We start from the raw sequence: 14,951 nt of genomic DNA, 5'->3' as shown, positions 1-14,951 counted from the left end.
CCTCGCGGCTTCTCGACGAGTTCCGTCGTCTCGATCTCGTCGCCGATCTGGATGTCGTTGAACTTGCCCAGACCGATACCGGCCTCGAAGTCCGTACGGACCTCGGTGACGTCGTCCTTGAAGCGACGCAGCGACTCGATCTGCAGGCCGTCGGCCAGCACGACACCGTCGCGGATGACGCGAGCCTTGGCGTTGCGCGTGATCGTTCCCGACCGCACGATGACACCGGCGATGTTGCCGAACTTCGAGGAGCGGAACACCTCGCGGATCTCGGCGACACCCGACTGCACCTCTTCGAACTCCGGCTTGAGCAGGCCCTTGAGCGACTGCTCGACGTCGTCGATCGCGTTGTAGATGACCGAGTAGAACCGCACGTCGACACCCTCGCGGGCGGCACGCTCACGGGCCTTCGTGTCGGGACGGACGTTGAAGCCGATCACGATCGCGTTGTCGATCGTGGCCAGGTTGATGTCCGACTCGGTGATCGCACCCACACCGCGGTGGATGATGCGCAGCTGAACGCTGTCGTCGACCTCGATCTTGAGCAGCGACTCTTCGAGGGCCTCGACGGCACCCGACACGTCACCCTTGATGATGAGGTTGAGCGACTCGACCTTGCCCTCTTCGAGAGCACGGGTGAAGTCCTCGAGCGAGATGCGCTTGCGGGCCTTGGCCAGCTGGGCGTTGCGCTCGGCGGCTTCGCGCTTCTCGGCGATCTGGCGCGCGGTCCGGTCTTCTTCGGTGACGATGAAGACGTCGCCGGCGCGGGGAACCGAGTTGAGACCCTGCACCTGCACGGGACGCGACGGGTAGGCCTCTTCGACCGCTTCGCCGTTCTCGTCCATCATCGCGCGGACACGGCCGTACGCCGTTCCGGCGACGATCGCGTCACCGACGCGCAGCGTTCCGGACTGGATGAGCACCGTGGCAACCGAACCGCGGCCCTTGTCGAGCTTCGCTTCGATCGCGACACCACGAGCGGCCTTGTTCGGGTTGGCCGTGAGGTCGAGGCCGGCGTCGGCGGTCAGGAGCACGGCGTCCAGGAGCTCCTGGATGTTCGTGCCCTGGCGAGCCGAGACGTCGACGAACATGACGTCGCCGCCGTACTCCTCGGCGACCAGACCGTACTCGGTGAGCTGCTGGCGCACCTTGGCCGGGTTGGCGTCGGGCTTGTCGACCTTGTTCACCGCGACCACGATCGGCACGTTCGCCGCCTGGGCGTGGTTCAGCGCCTCGACCGTCTGGGGCATGATGCCGTCGTCGGCCGCGACCACGAGGATCGCGATGTCGGTCACCTGCGCACCACGGGCACGCATGGCGGTGAACGCCTCGTGACCCGGGGTGTCGATGAAGGTGATCGCGCGCTCGATGCCCTCGTGCTCGGTCCAGATCTGGTACGCACCGATGTGCTGCGTGATGCCGCCGGCCTCGCCCGCGACCACGTTGGTCTGGCGGATGGCGTCGAGCAGTCGCGTCTTACCGTGGTCGACGTGGCCCATGACGGTGACCACGGGAGGACGGATCTCGAGGTCGTCCTCGCTCTCAGCCTCCAGCTCGGCGTCGAGGTCGAGACCGAAGCCCTCGAGGAGTTCTTTGTCTTCGTCCTCGGGCGAGACCATCTGGATCTTGTAGCCGAGCTCGGCGCCGAGAACCTCGAAGGTCGCCTCGTCGAGCGACTCGGTCGCGGTGGCCATCTCGCCCAGGTTGAACAGAATGGTCACGAGCGTGCCGGGCTGCACGGTGTAGCCGCGCAGCGCCTCGAGCTTGTCCGCGAAGTCTGCGATGGACGCACCGCGACGCAGGCGGATGATCTCGCCGTTACCCTTCGAGACGTTGACGCCGCCGACGACCGGCGCCGACCGCATCTCGAATTCCTGCCGCTTCGCCCGACGCGACTTACGCTGCTTGGACTTGCCGCCGCCCTTGCCGAAGGCACCCGCGGTGCCACCGCCGGGACCACGGCCACGGCCACCGCCGCCACCGGGACGACCGGCGAAACCGCCGCCGCCGGGAGCACCGCCACCGGGGCGCTGGAAACCGCCGCCGGCACCGCCGGGACGACCGGGACCGCCGGGACGCTGCTGGAACGGAGCGCCGGGACGACCGCCGCCACCGGGACGACCGGCGCCACCGGGACGCGGGGCGCCGGGACGCGGAGCACCGGGACGCGGCGCCTGCGGACGCGGGATGTTGCCGGGGGTCGGACGCTGGCCCATGCCCTGCGCCGAGGCGAAGGGGTTGTTGCCCGGACGGGGACCGGCGGGACGCTGGCCCATGCCCTGCGAGGAGGCGAAGGGGTTGTTTCCGGGGCGCGGGGCACCGCCGCCCGGGCGCGGAGCCTGGGGGGTGTTGCCGGCGGGACCGGGCTTCGGCGCGGTGGAGCCGGGGCTCGGCGGCGAGGACGGCGTCTTCGCTGCGGGAGCCGCGGTCTTCTCGGCCGGAGCCGAAGGCGCGGGAGTGGATGCCGCGGGAGTGGCCGCTGCGGGAGCGGCCGGGGCGGCGGGCTTCGCGGGTCCGGGCGTCGGGCCCGAGGGACGCGCGCCGGGGGTCGCCGCGGGACGCGCGGGACCGGGGCGGGCACCGGAGCCGGGGCGCGCCGCGGGCGCGGCGGGCTTGGCGTCCGAGGAACCGGAAGAGCCCTCGGCCGCCAGGGCGGCGCGGAGCTTACGAGCCACGGGGGGCTCGATGGTGGATGAGGGGCTCTTGACGAACTCGCCGAGCTCCTTCAGCTTCGCAAGCGCGACCTTGCTGTCGACGCCGAGCTCGGAAGCGATCTCGTGCACGCGTGGTTTTGCCACAATTCTCCTGTCTGAGGGCCTACCCCGGACAGGGCAGACCGTTAGTTGCGGACGGGTCTCATTTCGAGCCGTTCACTTCGTGTCCATAGCCGTTCAGCCTTTTCGCTGGAGGGTTGATTCGAAGGTCTGCGTGTCAAGCGGGCCTGACACACGCAATGCTCGTACGAAGGCGCGACGCGCGAGAGCTTTTCCCACGCAGGCGTCCGTCTCGTGCACCCACGCTCCCCGCCCGGGCAGGACCGCTCTCTCGTCTCTGACGAGGACCGACCCGTCCGCGACCACACGCAGAAGCGAAGATCGGGGGGCGCGTGCGCGGCATCCGACGCACGTTCGTACAGGTTCCATCGTACACCTCGCCGTCGCGCAGCGACGGCGGCTCAGTTGTCTTCGAGGATGCTGTCGGGCTGGATGTCGATCTTGGCGCCGGTGAGCTTGGCGGCGAGGCGCGCGTTCTGCCCTTCCTTGCCGATCGCCAGCGACAGCTGGTAGTCGGGGACGAGAGCGCGCACGGCCTTGGTCGACGCGTCGAGGACGAACGACGAGGTGACCTTGGCCGGCGACAGCGCGTTCGCGACGAAGCGGGGCAGTTCGGCGTCGTAGTCGATGATGTCGATCTTCTCGCCCGCGAGCTCTTCGGTGACCGCGCGCACGCGGCGTCCGAGCTCGCCGATGCAGGCACCCTTGGCGTTGACCGTCGGGTCGTTCGCCTTGACGGCGATCTTCGAGCGGTGACCGGCCTCGCGGGCCAGCGACACGATCTCGACCAGGCCCGCGGCGATCTCGGGCACCTCGAGGGCGAAGAGCTTGCGGACGAGCCCGGGGTGGGTGCGCGACACGGTGATCTGCGGACCCTTGTTTCCTTTGGCGACCGAGGTCACGTAGACGCGCAGGCGCGAGCCGTGAGCGTAGGTCTCGCCGGGAACCTGCTCCTCGGGCGGGAGGATCGCCTCGACCGTGCCGAGGTCGACGTGCACCATGCGGGGGTTGGGACCCTGCTGGACGACACCCGCGACGATGTCGCCCTCTTTGCCACGGAACTCGCCCAGAACGGCGTCGTCGGCGATGTCGCGCAGACGCTGGCTGATGACCTGCTTCGCGGCGAAAGCGGCGATGCGGCCGAAGTCGTCGGGAGCCTGCTCCTCTTCGCCGATGACGGCGCCCTCTTCGTCGGTGACGGGCGTGAAGATGCCCACGTGCCCGGTCTTGCGGTCGAGCGAGGCGCGCGCGCCCGCGGGGATCTCGCCGCTGGGCGAGATGTGCTTGGCGTAGGCGGTGAGGATCGCCTGCTCGATGATGCGCGCGAGTTCATCGAAGGGGATCTCCTTCTCGCGTTCGATCGTCTTCAGAAGTGCGAGATCGATGTCCACAAGGCCCTCCGTTGTTCAGCTTTCGTCGGCGCGACCGGCGCCGACAACCCCCCTACGATACCCGGGATGCCACGCACCCTGCGACCGCATCAGGCCTACGGTTGCGATCGCACAGGTGTTTCGGAGGCGACTCCCTTGCCCGGCGGACGCATATGGGATCACGATGGTATCGTTTTCCCATGGAGCTCACGATCGACAGCGGGGGACGCATCGTCCTCCCGAAGGCGCTTCGGGATGTGTACGGACTCCTTCCCGGCACGGTGGTCGATGTGTCGGCATACGGCAGTGGCCTGCAGATCACCCCCGGAGGCCGCACCGCGCACCTCGAGCGCGACGACGATGGCCGGCTCGTTTCACGCGGCAACACCCCGGTGACCGACGAGGTTGTGTCGGCGCTGCTCGACAGCGGCCGTCGATGAGGCCGTCGGATCGGTCGACATCCCCGATCGCCGTCGACACGAGCGTCGCGGTCCCCCTCCTCGTCCGCTCGCACGAAAACCATGAGCGCGTGCGCGCGTGGGCGCGCGGTCGAGAGCTTCGCCTGAGCGGCCACGCCGCGATCGAGACGTACTCCGTCCTCACGCGCCTGCCGGGCGACGCCCGTGTCGACGGAGCCGACGCCATCACCGTCATGGATGACAATTTCGGCGATCCGCTCACGCTCTCCCCCGGCGAGGCGGCGTCAGCCCACCGCGATCTCTCCGGCTGCGGCATCGCCGGCGGAGCAACGTATGACGGTCTCGTCGCTCTCGCCGCACGTGTGCACACGATCCCCCTTGCAACGCGCGACGCCCGCGCGCGCGGCACCTACGAAGCGGTGGGCGTAACAGTCGAGCTCGTCGTCTGACCCCCGGGGCCGCGGCATCCGGAACCCCTCAGCTGATCGGCGTCGCGTGCCAGATGCGGTCGAGGTAGTCGCGCATCGCACGGTCGGACGAGAAGTACCCGCTGCGCGCGACGTTGAGGATCGCGGAGCGGACCCATGCGTCCTGGTCGGCGTAGGCCGCGTCGACCCGGTCCTGCGCGTCGAGGTACGAACGGAAGTCGGCCAGCGCCATGAACCGGTCGTCGTACAGCAGGTTCGACACGAGCGGCTCGAACACCGAGCGGTCTCCGTCCGAGAACGCCCCCGACGCGATCAGGTCGATCGCACGGCGCAGCTCGTCGTCTTCCTGGTAGAAGTCGGCGGGACGATACCCCTCGGCCCACAGCGCCTCGACCTCGGGCTCGCTCATGCCGAAGAGGAAGAAGTTGTCGTCGCCCACGAGCTGGCGGATCTCGACGTTCGCTCCGTCGTCGGTACCGATCGTGAGAGCGCCGTTGAGCGCGAGCTTCATGTTGCCGGTGCCCGACGCCTCTTTGCCGGCGAGCGAGATCTGCTCGGACAGGTCGGCGGCGGGGATGATGCTCTCGGCGAGCGTCACGTTGTAGTTGGCGGGGTAGAGCACCTTGAGCTTGCCCTTGACCCGCTCGTCGGCGCTCACGACGTCGCCGACGGCGTTGATGAGGTGGATGATGCGCTTGGCCATGCCGTAGCCCGGAGCCGCCTTGGCGCCGAAGAGGAAGGTGCGCGGCTGCACGGCATCCACATCCAGGCGACCCGAGACGATGCCCTCGTAGGTGCTGACGATGTGCAGCACCTTGAGCGTCTGGCGCTTGTACTCGTGCAGGCGCTTGATCATGACGTCGAGCAGGTGACCGTCGTCGAGCGGAGCTTCGCCGCGCGCCTCGAGCACACGGCTCAGGCGCCGCTTGTTCGACGCCTTCACGGCCGCGAAGCGCTCGCGGAAGTCGGCGTCGTCGGCGAGGGCCTCCAGACCCCGCAGGCGCTCGAGGTCGACGGTCCAGCCGGCGCCGAGCGCCTCGGTGATGAGCGCCGACAGCTCGGGGTTCGCAAGACGCAGGAAGCGGCGGGGAGTGACGCCGTTGGTGACGTTGGTGAACTTGTCGGGCCACATCGCGGCGAAGTCCTTCAGGACGTTGTCGCGCAGGAGCTGCGAGTGCAGCTCGGCGACGCCGTTGACCTTCGAGCCCGCGACCGTGGCGAGGTACGCCATGCGCACCGAGCGCGAGGGGTGCTCGCCGATGATCGACATGTTGCGGATGAGCATCTCGTCGTCGCCGAAGCGCTCGCGCACCTCGAGCAGGAACTCGTCGTTGATGCGGTAGATGATCTCGAGGTGCCGGGGCAGCAGGCGGCCGAGCAGGTCGACCGGCCAGACCTCCAGCGCCTCGGGCAGCAGCGTGTGGCAGGTGTAGGCGAAACACTTCTGGGTGATGGCCCACGCGGCATCCCACTCGAGCTTCTTCTCGTCGACGAGCACGCGCATCAGCTCGGGCACACCGATCACGGGGTGCGTGTCGTTCAGCTGGAAGATCACGCGCTCGGGGAGCTTTTCGAGATCGAAGTCGGCGGGCAGCACGTTCTCGATGAAGTCGGCGATGGATGCCGCGACGAAGAAGTACTGCTGCTGCAGACGCAGCTCTTTGCCCTGCGGGGTGGAGTCCTCGGGGTACAGGACCTTCGAGATGTTCTCGGCGAAGGTCTGCGCGCGCACCGACTGGACGTAGTCGCCCGAGTTGAAGGTGTGCAGGTCGAAGGCGTTCGTGGCCACCGCGCGCCACAGGCGCAGGGTGTTCACGCGACCGTTGTGGTAGCCCGGAACCATCATGTTGTAGGGCACCGCGAGCACGTTCCACTCGGGGATCCAGCGGCTGCGCGTGACCCCCTCGTCGTCGTACGTCTCGGTGTGACCGGCGAACGAGATCGTCTGCGCGGCCTCGGGGTGGGCGAAGTCCCACGGCGAGCCCATGCGCGTCCACGCGTCGGGCTGCTCGATCTGCTGGCCGTCCGCGAAGCTCTGACGGAAGATGCCGTACTCGTACCGGATGCCGTACCCGATGGTGGGAACGCTCATGGTCGCGAGCGAGTCGATGAAGCAGGCCGCGAGGCGACCCAGGCCGCCGTTGCCGAGCCCCGGCTCGATCTCGACGGCGCGCACGGCGTCGATGTCGATCCCGCACTGCGCAAGCGCCTCGGTCGCGATGTCGGTGAGGCGCGCGGCGAGGAGGTTGTTGTCGAGCTGACGCCCGAGCAGGTACTCCGCCGACAGGTAGCAGACGGTCTTCGCCTGCTGGGTCTTCTGCTTCGCCCGGTCGTCGAACCAGCGCGCCATCAGGTAGTCGCGCACCGTGTAGGCGAGAGCGAGGTACTGGTCGTTCACGTCGGAGGTCGACAGCGTCACGCCCTGGTCGAAATTCAGATTTTGGAGGAACTGCTTCGTGAAGCCGTCGACGGACGCCGCGGGGGCGACGACGGGCGCGATGGCGAGCGGGTGGGTCGGGCGGAGCTCTGACGTGTTCTCGGGCACCCCTCGACCGTAATCAGTCGCGCGCTGCCCTGCCAAGACGGCAATGGCTCTGACACATGATCTTCACCCGGACGCCGTATTGCGCGCCCCGGGTCAACGCAGGCCGCACCCGTCGACGACCTGCGGCTTGCGTTCGATGAGGTTCTTGGTCCAGTCGTAGAGCACGGGCAGGAAGCGCGACTTCGGCTGGATCGGACGCAGGTGGCCATAGCCCGCGTAGCTCGCCCATCTCACGGGCTGTCCCTCGGCGCAGAGCTTCTCGATGTACTCGCGCTGGAGTCTCGGCGCGATGACCTCATCGTCCGCTCCCCACGCCACGAGCATCGGCGTGCCCAGCGGCTCGGTCATGGCGTTCTCCTCGAGGCGCCGACCCAGAGCGCCGTCGGTGAGATCGGCGTTGTAGAGCGGCCGGTCCTCCGAGACGCCCAGGGCCGTGAGGACGGACACGACCACACCCGGTTCGGTGGGGCACCGCTGCGTCATCTCGAGCACGATCGAGCGCGAGCCCTCGGCGATGTAGTCGTCGAGGTGGACGTCGGCGTAGGTCTCGGAGTACGGCACCAGCACCCACGACGTGATGACCGAGAGCATCGCGTTCGGCGGACCCGAGAGCAGTTCACGCGCGAGGGCGGGCGGATCGGCGACCGGGGCGACGACGGCCGTTCCGAGCACGTCGATGCCCGGGGCGTAGTCGTCGGCGATCGCGGTGGTCCACAGAGCCGCGTGCCCGCCCTGGGAGTGTCCCCAGACCACGGTGTCGGGCGAGAGGGTCAGGTCGCTGCGGAGTTCGGCCGTGGCCAGCACCGCGTCGAGCGACGAGCGGGCCTCACCCTTGCCGATGAGGTACGGATAGGCGCCGGGGGCGCCCTGTCCCGAGAAGTCCGACGCGACGACGACCCATCCGGCCTTCAATGCCTGCTCGAGTGCGGGGATCGCCCAGCGGGTGGCCGTCGAGTCGCGCAGGCTCGGCGCGCAGCCCTGAGCGACCCCGGTCGTGCCGTGATTCCAGATGATCACGGGGCGCGGTCCCAGCGAAGGATCCTTGGGGGTGATGACCATGGCGCTCGCCACGGCGGGGCGGCTCACGGCATCCCGTGTCGTGTAGAGGATCCGCGTGACGTCGCCGTTCTGCGGGGCGCGCCAGGGCGAGGCGGCGGAACGGATCAACCGTCCGTGGCCGCTCGGCACCTCGGCGGGCGGGTTGTAGAACGCGTCGACCACGGGGGCACCGTCGTGCAGCCAGTCGTTGAGCCACCACCCTCCGGCGGCGGTCGCCACGAGGACGAGCGAGAGCGCGTAGCGGCCGACGGCGGTCCAGCGGGCGCGGCGCCGACGGCGACGGACGGCCTGGTCGGCGTCGAACGGCGTCGCTCGCGGACGACGACGGATGCCGGCCACCCCGCGCCCGAAGACCCCGACTCCGAACACGATGGTGCGCACACCGAACACGACGGCCAGCACCAGCACGGTGACATCCGGCCAGGTGAACGACAGCACTCCGAAAGCGATCTGCGCGATGCCCCACGCGAGCGACAGCACCCGAACGCTGACCGCGCCGCCCGTGACGGCCCGGCCGACCGAGGCCAGCCCACCGATCACGAGTAGAACGGCGAGGACTGACGGCAACAGTTCGAGGCTGCGCCCCAACCACACCAGGACGGCGACGCCCGCCACGATCCAGGCCACGGCGACGGCCCGCGCCCACCACCTCGTCGACCGGCCGAACAGTTCGAACACGCCCATGACCACGGCGCTCGCGCCGACGTACACCCCGAGCAGCACGATCGAGGTGAGGGGTCGCGAGACGATGAGCGCGCCGAGCAGCACCACCACGGCACCGACGACGAGCAGGACACGCGGCGGCGCGTTGCGCGTGAGCGCGGGAAGGGCGTTCCACCGACGCACGAACGGTCGGCGGGAAGCGGGCATCAGGCCATGATAAACAGCGCCTCGGACGCCACGCGCAACCGGCTGTCTTTCCAGACGCGGAGCGCATACGGTTCCGGGATGCCGTCCTCCGCCCGCTCCGCCGCTCGCGAGGCCGAGGCAAACCCCGCGTTGCGCGTCGCCGCTCGGGCGGGCTACGTGGCCAACGGCATCCTGCACCTGCTCGTGGGCGGCCTCGTTCTCGCCGTGGGCTTCGGTGCGGCCGAAGACACGGACCAGACCGGTGCCTTTCGTGCGGTGGCTGCCCTGCCGCTGGGCGCCGTCGCGCTCTGGGGTCTCGCGGCGGGACTGGTCTCGCTGGGCGGGTGGCACCTGCTGCAGGCGATCGCGCCGCGCGGGCTGTCCGGGCGCAAACGTATCGCGCGCATCGCGGCCGAGGCACCGCAGGGCATCGTCTTCGTCGTGATCGGCGTGATCTCGGCGGCGGTCGCACTCGGTGCCCGACCGCACGCGGAACAGACCACGGAAGACCTCAGCCAGAGCGTGCTCACGCTCCCGATCGGCGGGTTCGTGCTGGGAACGGCGGGGCTGATCGTCGCGGGAGTCGGTGTCGGCTTCGTGTGGATGGGCGTGCGACGCTCCTTCCACGACAAGGTCCGCATCCCCGAGGGCGCGGCGGGACACGCGCTGAGCGCCCTCGGCGCCGTGGGATTCGTGGCGAAGGGCATCGCCCTCGGCGTGGTCGGCGTGCTGGTCACGATCGCGGCCATCCGCGTCGAACCCGACACGGCCGGAGGGCTGGACGGAGCCGTGTCGGCGCTCATGGCCCTGCCCGCGGGGCCTCTGCTCGCGGCCCTCGTGGGCCTCGGCTTCCTCGCCTACGGCGTCTTCACCGTCTTCCGCGCGCGCTACGCGCGCCTCGACGTCTGACCGGCCTCAGTCCAGCGACGGATCGCGGCCCGTGCGCTCACCGGTGTCGAGAGCGGCGATCGCGGCGTGGTCGTCGGCATCGAGGGTGAAGTCGAAGACGTCGCCGTTCTCGCGGATCCGCTCCAGCGCCACCGACTTCGGGAAGACCACGAGTCCGCGATCGAGGTGCCAGCGCACGACGACCTGCGCGGGGGTCTTGCCGTAGCGCGCGGCGATCCGCGCGAGGGCGGGTTCGCCGAGCAGACCACCCCGGGCGAGCGGGGCCCATGACTCGGTGACGATCCCGTTCGCGGCATCCCAGTCGACGAGCTCGTTCTGCGGGAAGCGGGGGTGCAGCTCGATCTGGTTGACGGCCGGGAGGACGCCGGTCTCGTCGCGCAGGCGCTCGAGGTGCGGGATTGCGAAGTTGCTCACGCCGATCGAGGTCGCCCGCCCCTCCTGCTGCAGGCGGATGAGAGCGCGCCAGGTGTCGACGTAGCGGCCGGCGCTGGGGATCGGCCAGTGGATGAGGTACAGGTCGACACGGTCGAGGCCGAGGCGTCGCGCACTCGCGTCGAAGGCGCGCAGCGTCTCGTCGAAGCCCTGGTCGTCGTTCCACACCTTCGTCGTCACGAAGACGTCGTCCCGGTCGAGACCCGACGCGCGCAGTCCCTCCCCCACCTCGGTCTCGTTGCCGTACAGGGCGGCCGTATCGATATGGCGGTAGCCGGCGGCGAGCGCGCCCTCGACGAGGCCGGCGGTGAGATCCGCGGGCACCTTGTACGTGCCGATACCGAGCTGAGGGATCGTGGAGCCGTCGCGGAGCGACAGGCGAGGGGCCGAGATCATGGCATCTACGCTACCGATGCCGAGCACCGCGCGGACGACGAAACGGCACCCCTCCCGGCGGATGCGGGACGGATGCCGTCTCGGTGAACGTCAGCGCGTGAACGTCGGCGCGTGAACGTCAGCGCGTGAGCGCCGCCAGGGCATCGGCGACCGGAAGGGTCTCGCGCTCGCCCGTGCGGCGGTCCCACAGCTCGACCTGACCCTCGGCGGCGCCGCGGCCCACGATGAGGATGCGCGGGATGCCGACGAGCTCGGCGTCGCCGAACTTCACGCCGGGCGAGACCTTGGGGCGGTCGTCGTAGAGGACGTCGAGGCCGGCGGACTCGAGCTGGTCGGAGACGGATGCCGCGAGCTCGAACGCCGCGGCATCGCGCCCGGTGGCCACGACGTGCACGTCGAACGGCGCGACCGACGCCGGCCAGATGAGGCCCTTCTCGTCGTTGTTGAGCTCGGCGATGATTGCGAGGATGCGGGTGACGCCGATGCCGTACGAACCCATCGTGACGGTCGCGAGCTTGCCGTTCTCGTCGAGCACCTTCAGGCCCAGGGCCTCGGCGTACTTGCGACCGAGCTGGAAGACGTGGCCGATCTCCATGCCGCGTGCGAGTTCCACGGGGCCCGAGCCGTCGGGGGCCGGGTCGCCCGCGCGCACGGTCGAGATCTCGACGAAACCGTCGCCGACGAAGTCGCGGCCGGCGACGAGCGAGTGCACGTGCTTCTGGTCGATGTTCGCACCCGTGATCCACGCGGTGCCGTCGACCACGCGGGGGTCGAGCACGTAGCGGATGTTCGTCGCCGACTCCTCGCCCAGCACGGGACCGGTGGGCGACCAGGGGCCGATGTAGCCCTTGACCAGCAGCGGGTTCTTCGCGAAGTCGGCCTCGGTCGCGGCCTCGACCTCGGCGGGAGCGAAGGCGACCTCGACGCGCTTGTCGTCGACGTCGCGGTCGCCGGGCAGCCCCACGACGACCAGCTCTCGCGTGCCGTCGAGGTGCGTGAGGGCGAGGACGACGTTCTTCAGCGTGTGCGCGGCGGTCCACTCGGTGGCCTCGGCGGTGGCCGGGCCGGCGATGCCGGGGGCCGGGGCGTCGAGGTGCGCGTTCGCGTGATCGACGAGGGTCGCGATCGTCGGGGTGTTCGGCGAGTCGAAGACGACCGGCGCGGGCTGCCCCTCGACGGCGAGCGGTTCCGGGGCGACGGTGGTGAACGCCTCGACGTTGGCCGCGTATCCGCCGGCCGAGCACACGAACGTGTCCTCGCCGATGGGGGTCGGGTGCAGGAACTCCTCCGACTTCGAGCCGCCCATCGCGCCGGCGTCGGCGGCGACGATGACGTACTCGAGGCCCAGGCGCTGGAAGATGCGCTCGTAGGCATCGCGCTGCGCCTGGTACGAGGCATCCAATCCGGCATCCGTCGCGTCGAACGAGTACGCGTCCTTCATCGTGAATTCGCGGCCGCGCAGGAGGCCGGCGCGGGGGCGCGCCTCGTCGCGGTACTTGTCCTGGATCTGGTAGATCGTCAGCGGCAGGTCCTTGTACGACGAGTAGATGTCCTTCACCAGGAGCGTGAACATCTCCTCGTGCGTGGGCGCGAGCAGGTAGTCGGCGCCCTTGCGGTCCTGCAGGCGGAACAGCGCGTCGCCGTACTCCTCCCAGCGGCCGGTGACCTCGTACGGCTCACGCGGCAGCAGGGCCGGGAAGTGCACCTCGAAGGCTCCAGCGTTCGCCATCTCTTCGCGCACGACCGTCTCGATCTTGGCCTTGACCTTCAGACCGAGCGGCAGCCACGCGAAGATGCCCGGGGCGTTGCGGCGGATGTAACCGGCGCGCACGAGCAGACGGTGGCTCGTGACCTCGGCATCCGAGGGGTCTTCGCGGAGCGTGCGGAGGAAGTAGTTCGAGAGACGGGTGACCACGATCATCGAGTCTAGAACGGTGGATGCCACGGGCAGACGCGGGCGGGGGCAGAACCGCATCACCCGCCCGCGCATCTCACCGGTAGACCGGCCGGAAGATGGCTTCGGCTACCGGGGCGACGACTTCCACACCCCGTAGTGTCCGCAATCACGACAAAAGTTCCCGGAATCGACGCCACATCGGTCACACGTCGATAACGGCCTTCACCCTCGCGCGCGGATGACCTCCGATCGACCGCGTGCCCCTAAGGTGAGGGCGTGCACCCCCGATGGATCGCCGTGATCGCGAGCGGCGTCGCGCTCGTGCTCGGCGTGGTCTTCTGGAGCACGGCCGGCCTGGTCGTGTGGTCTGCCACCCTTGCCGACGCATCGACCTCCTTCGGCGGAGGGATCTCCCCGCTCGACGACCCGCCGCCCGTCGACGACGACTTCCGCGTCACCGAGGTCTACGACGTCGGGGCCGACGGCATCCTGTCTCCGGAGCCGAGTGCCGAGGCGGCCGCGGTCTGGGCCGAGATCGAGCGCGTGTTCACGCCCCGCGTCGCGGCGACGCGGATCAGCCGGCTCGAGGTGGGCGACGACCCCGCCAGCGACACCCTGGCGTGGGTGTCGCGTGACACCGCCCCCGAGTACTGGACGTTCGCCGCCAATGTCGCATATGCCGACGACGATGAGCTCTGGCTGGGCACACTCGTCCACGAGTACGCCCACGTGCTGAGCCTGGGGCCGGAATCGGTCGACGCGTACACCGACACGTGCGACACGATCTGGACCGGGCAGGGGTGCCTGTTACCCGAGACGGCCCTGTACGCATTCTCCGACCGGTTCTGGAGCGCTTACATCGACGCCCCGGAGGGCGACAACGTCGATGTCGACGTCGCCGACGCGTTCTACGCCGCGCACGAGGAGGACTTCGTCGACGCGTACGCGGCCACGAACGTCACCGAGGACTTCGCCGAGAGCTTCATGGCGTACGTGATGGAGGATCAGCCGACGGGCCAGGGCCCGGTGGCCGGCAAGCTGCGATTCTTCGCGGAGTACCCGCCCTACGTCCTCGTGCGCGAGCGTTTGCGCGCGGAGTTCGACCTCGGCTGACCCTCGCGGTCACTCCCCCGGGACGGACCGGGCCAGCGACAACAGCGCTTCGAGCCCGGATGCCATTCCTCCCGGCGGCAGGTGACCCGCCACGACGAGTGTCGCCATCCCGTGAGCGAACGACCAGACCGCGGCCACCGCGGCCTCGAGGTCGGCACCCCGTAGCGACGGATCGATCGTCGCCAGAACCTCCGCCAGCAAATCCTCGTTCGCGCGGATCAACGGAGCCATCTCGTCGGACGGCGACCCCGGCACGCAGATCTCCGGGTCGAAGACCAGGGCGAAGCCCTGGGGGTGCGCGACGGCGTAGGCGAGGTAGGCCGCGGCGATCGCGCGCAACGCCGGGACTCCTGGGGCCGCAGCCGCGTGCGCCGCTCGCTGCGCGTCGAGCAGGTGCCCCATGTGGCGCTCCGACAGCCTCTTGAGCAGCGCCTTCCGATCGGCGAAGTGATGGTACGGCGCGTTGTGACTGACGCCCGCGCGGCGAGCGACCTCGCGCAGGCTCAGTGCACCGACCCCGCCCTCCACCAGCAACTCGTCCGCGGCGGCGAGGAGCGCCGGGCCGAGGTCCCCGTGGTGGTACTTCGTCGAGGTGGGCACAGGCACGATGCTAGACGGCTCGCGGACAAGTCCGAGGGGATCCCGCAGTTCGGTACGCAACGGGATCGACTCGTGTCACTGCGCCATTCGCTCCAGCAGGGCCTCCGCCGCGGCACGCATCTCCGCGTCGTCCAGCTTGTCTCCGATGAGGGTCACCACT

The 14,951-nt window shown here is 69.5% G+C and carries 12 protein-coding genes; 4 read left to right on the top strand and 8 right to left on the bottom strand.

Features of this window, described 5'->3' with window-relative positions:
• From infB to nusA, 3 genes are all read right to left on the bottom strand, one after another.
• On the bottom strand, positions 1 to 2,798 hold a 2,798-nt coding region (gene infB / locus P2P98_RS01570; protein WP_275796526.1), incomplete at its 3' end, for a translation initiation factor IF-2.
• A 93-nt stretch (positions 2,799 to 2,891) separates the two neighbouring features.
• A complete protein-coding gene (locus P2P98_RS01565) occupies positions 2,892 to 3,143 on the bottom strand; it encodes a YlxR family protein (protein WP_275796524.1) in 252 nt (83 codons plus the stop codon).
• A gap of 32 nt (positions 3,144 to 3,175) precedes the next feature.
• Complete coding sequence (nusA, locus tag P2P98_RS01560) at positions 3,176 to 4,165, bottom strand: transcription termination factor NusA (protein ID WP_058597057.1); 990 nt, start codon at positions 4,163 to 4,165, stop codon at positions 3,176 to 3,178.
• A 179-nt stretch (positions 4,166 to 4,344) separates the two neighbouring features.
• Here nusA and P2P98_RS01555 point away from each other — a divergent pair, with 179 nt between their 5' ends.
• Positions 4,345 to 4,584, top strand: a complete 240-nt coding sequence (locus P2P98_RS01555) for an AbrB/MazE/SpoVT family DNA-binding domain-containing protein (RefSeq protein ID WP_275796520.1) — start codon at positions 4,345 to 4,347, stop codon at positions 4,582 to 4,584.
• A complete protein-coding gene (locus P2P98_RS01550; protein ID WP_275796518.1) occupies positions 4,581 to 5,012 on the top strand; it encodes a type II toxin-antitoxin system VapC family toxin in 432 nt (143 codons plus the stop codon). Before P2P98_RS01555 ends, P2P98_RS01550 begins: the two co-directional genes overlap by 4 nt.
• A 28-nt stretch (positions 5,013 to 5,040) precedes the next feature.
• On the opposite strand, the gene P2P98_RS01545 is transcribed toward P2P98_RS01550, so the two are convergent.
• Positions 5,041 to 7,536: a glycogen/starch/alpha-glucan phosphorylase gene (locus P2P98_RS01545; protein ID WP_275796516.1), complete on the bottom strand. Its 2,496-nt coding sequence runs from the start codon at positions 7,534 to 7,536 to the stop codon at positions 5,041 to 5,043.
• A 93-nt stretch (positions 7,537 to 7,629) separates the two neighbouring features.
• Positions 7,630 to 9,465 (bottom strand): alpha/beta fold hydrolase, encoded by a 1,836-nt coding sequence (locus tag P2P98_RS01540; RefSeq protein ID WP_275796514.1) that lies wholly within the window; start codon positions 9,463 to 9,465, stop codon positions 7,630 to 7,632.
• Between the two features lie 78 nt (positions 9,466 to 9,543).
• On the opposite strand from P2P98_RS01540, the gene P2P98_RS01535 reads away from it, so the two are divergent.
• On the top strand, positions 9,544 to 10,353 hold the full coding sequence (locus P2P98_RS01535; RefSeq protein ID WP_275796512.1) for a DUF1206 domain-containing protein: 810 nt from the start codon (positions 9,544 to 9,546) through the stop codon (positions 10,351 to 10,353).
• A gap of 6 nt (positions 10,354 to 10,359) precedes the next feature.
• Here the strand turns inward: P2P98_RS01535 and P2P98_RS01530 are convergent, their stop codons facing one another.
• Positions 10,360 to 11,181, bottom strand: a complete 822-nt coding sequence (locus tag P2P98_RS01530) for an aldo/keto reductase (protein ID WP_275796511.1) — start codon at positions 11,179 to 11,181, stop codon at positions 10,360 to 10,362.
• 118 nt (positions 11,182 to 11,299) lie between these two features.
• Positions 11,300 to 13,096, bottom strand: coding sequence for a proline--tRNA ligase (locus tag P2P98_RS01525; RefSeq protein WP_275796509.1), 1,797 nt, complete (start codon positions 13,094 to 13,096; stop codon positions 11,300 to 11,302).
• A gap of 258 nt (positions 13,097 to 13,354) precedes the next feature.
• On the opposite strand from P2P98_RS01525, the gene P2P98_RS01520 reads away from it, so the two are divergent.
• Positions 13,355 to 14,191, top strand: a complete 837-nt coding sequence (locus tag P2P98_RS01520; RefSeq protein ID WP_275796507.1) for an NADH:ubiquinone oxidoreductase subunit 4 (chain M) — start codon at positions 13,355 to 13,357, stop codon at positions 14,189 to 14,191.
• 9 nt (positions 14,192 to 14,200) lie between these two features.
• Here P2P98_RS01520 and P2P98_RS01515 read toward each other — a convergent pair whose 3' ends face one another.
• Positions 14,201 to 14,791, bottom strand: a complete 591-nt coding sequence (locus P2P98_RS01515; RefSeq protein ID WP_275796505.1) for a TetR/AcrR family transcriptional regulator — start codon at positions 14,789 to 14,791, stop codon at positions 14,201 to 14,203.
• Positions 14,792 to 14,951 lie beyond the last annotated feature (160 nt).

Origin of the sequence: Microbacterium sp. Kw_RZR3 (assembly GCF_029222405.1) — a bacterium.
Lineage (GTDB): Bacteria > Actinomycetota > Actinomycetes > Actinomycetales > Microbacteriaceae > Microbacterium.
Note: the sequence above shows the minus strand (reverse complement) of the source record. Positions and strands in the feature narration are given on the sequence as shown.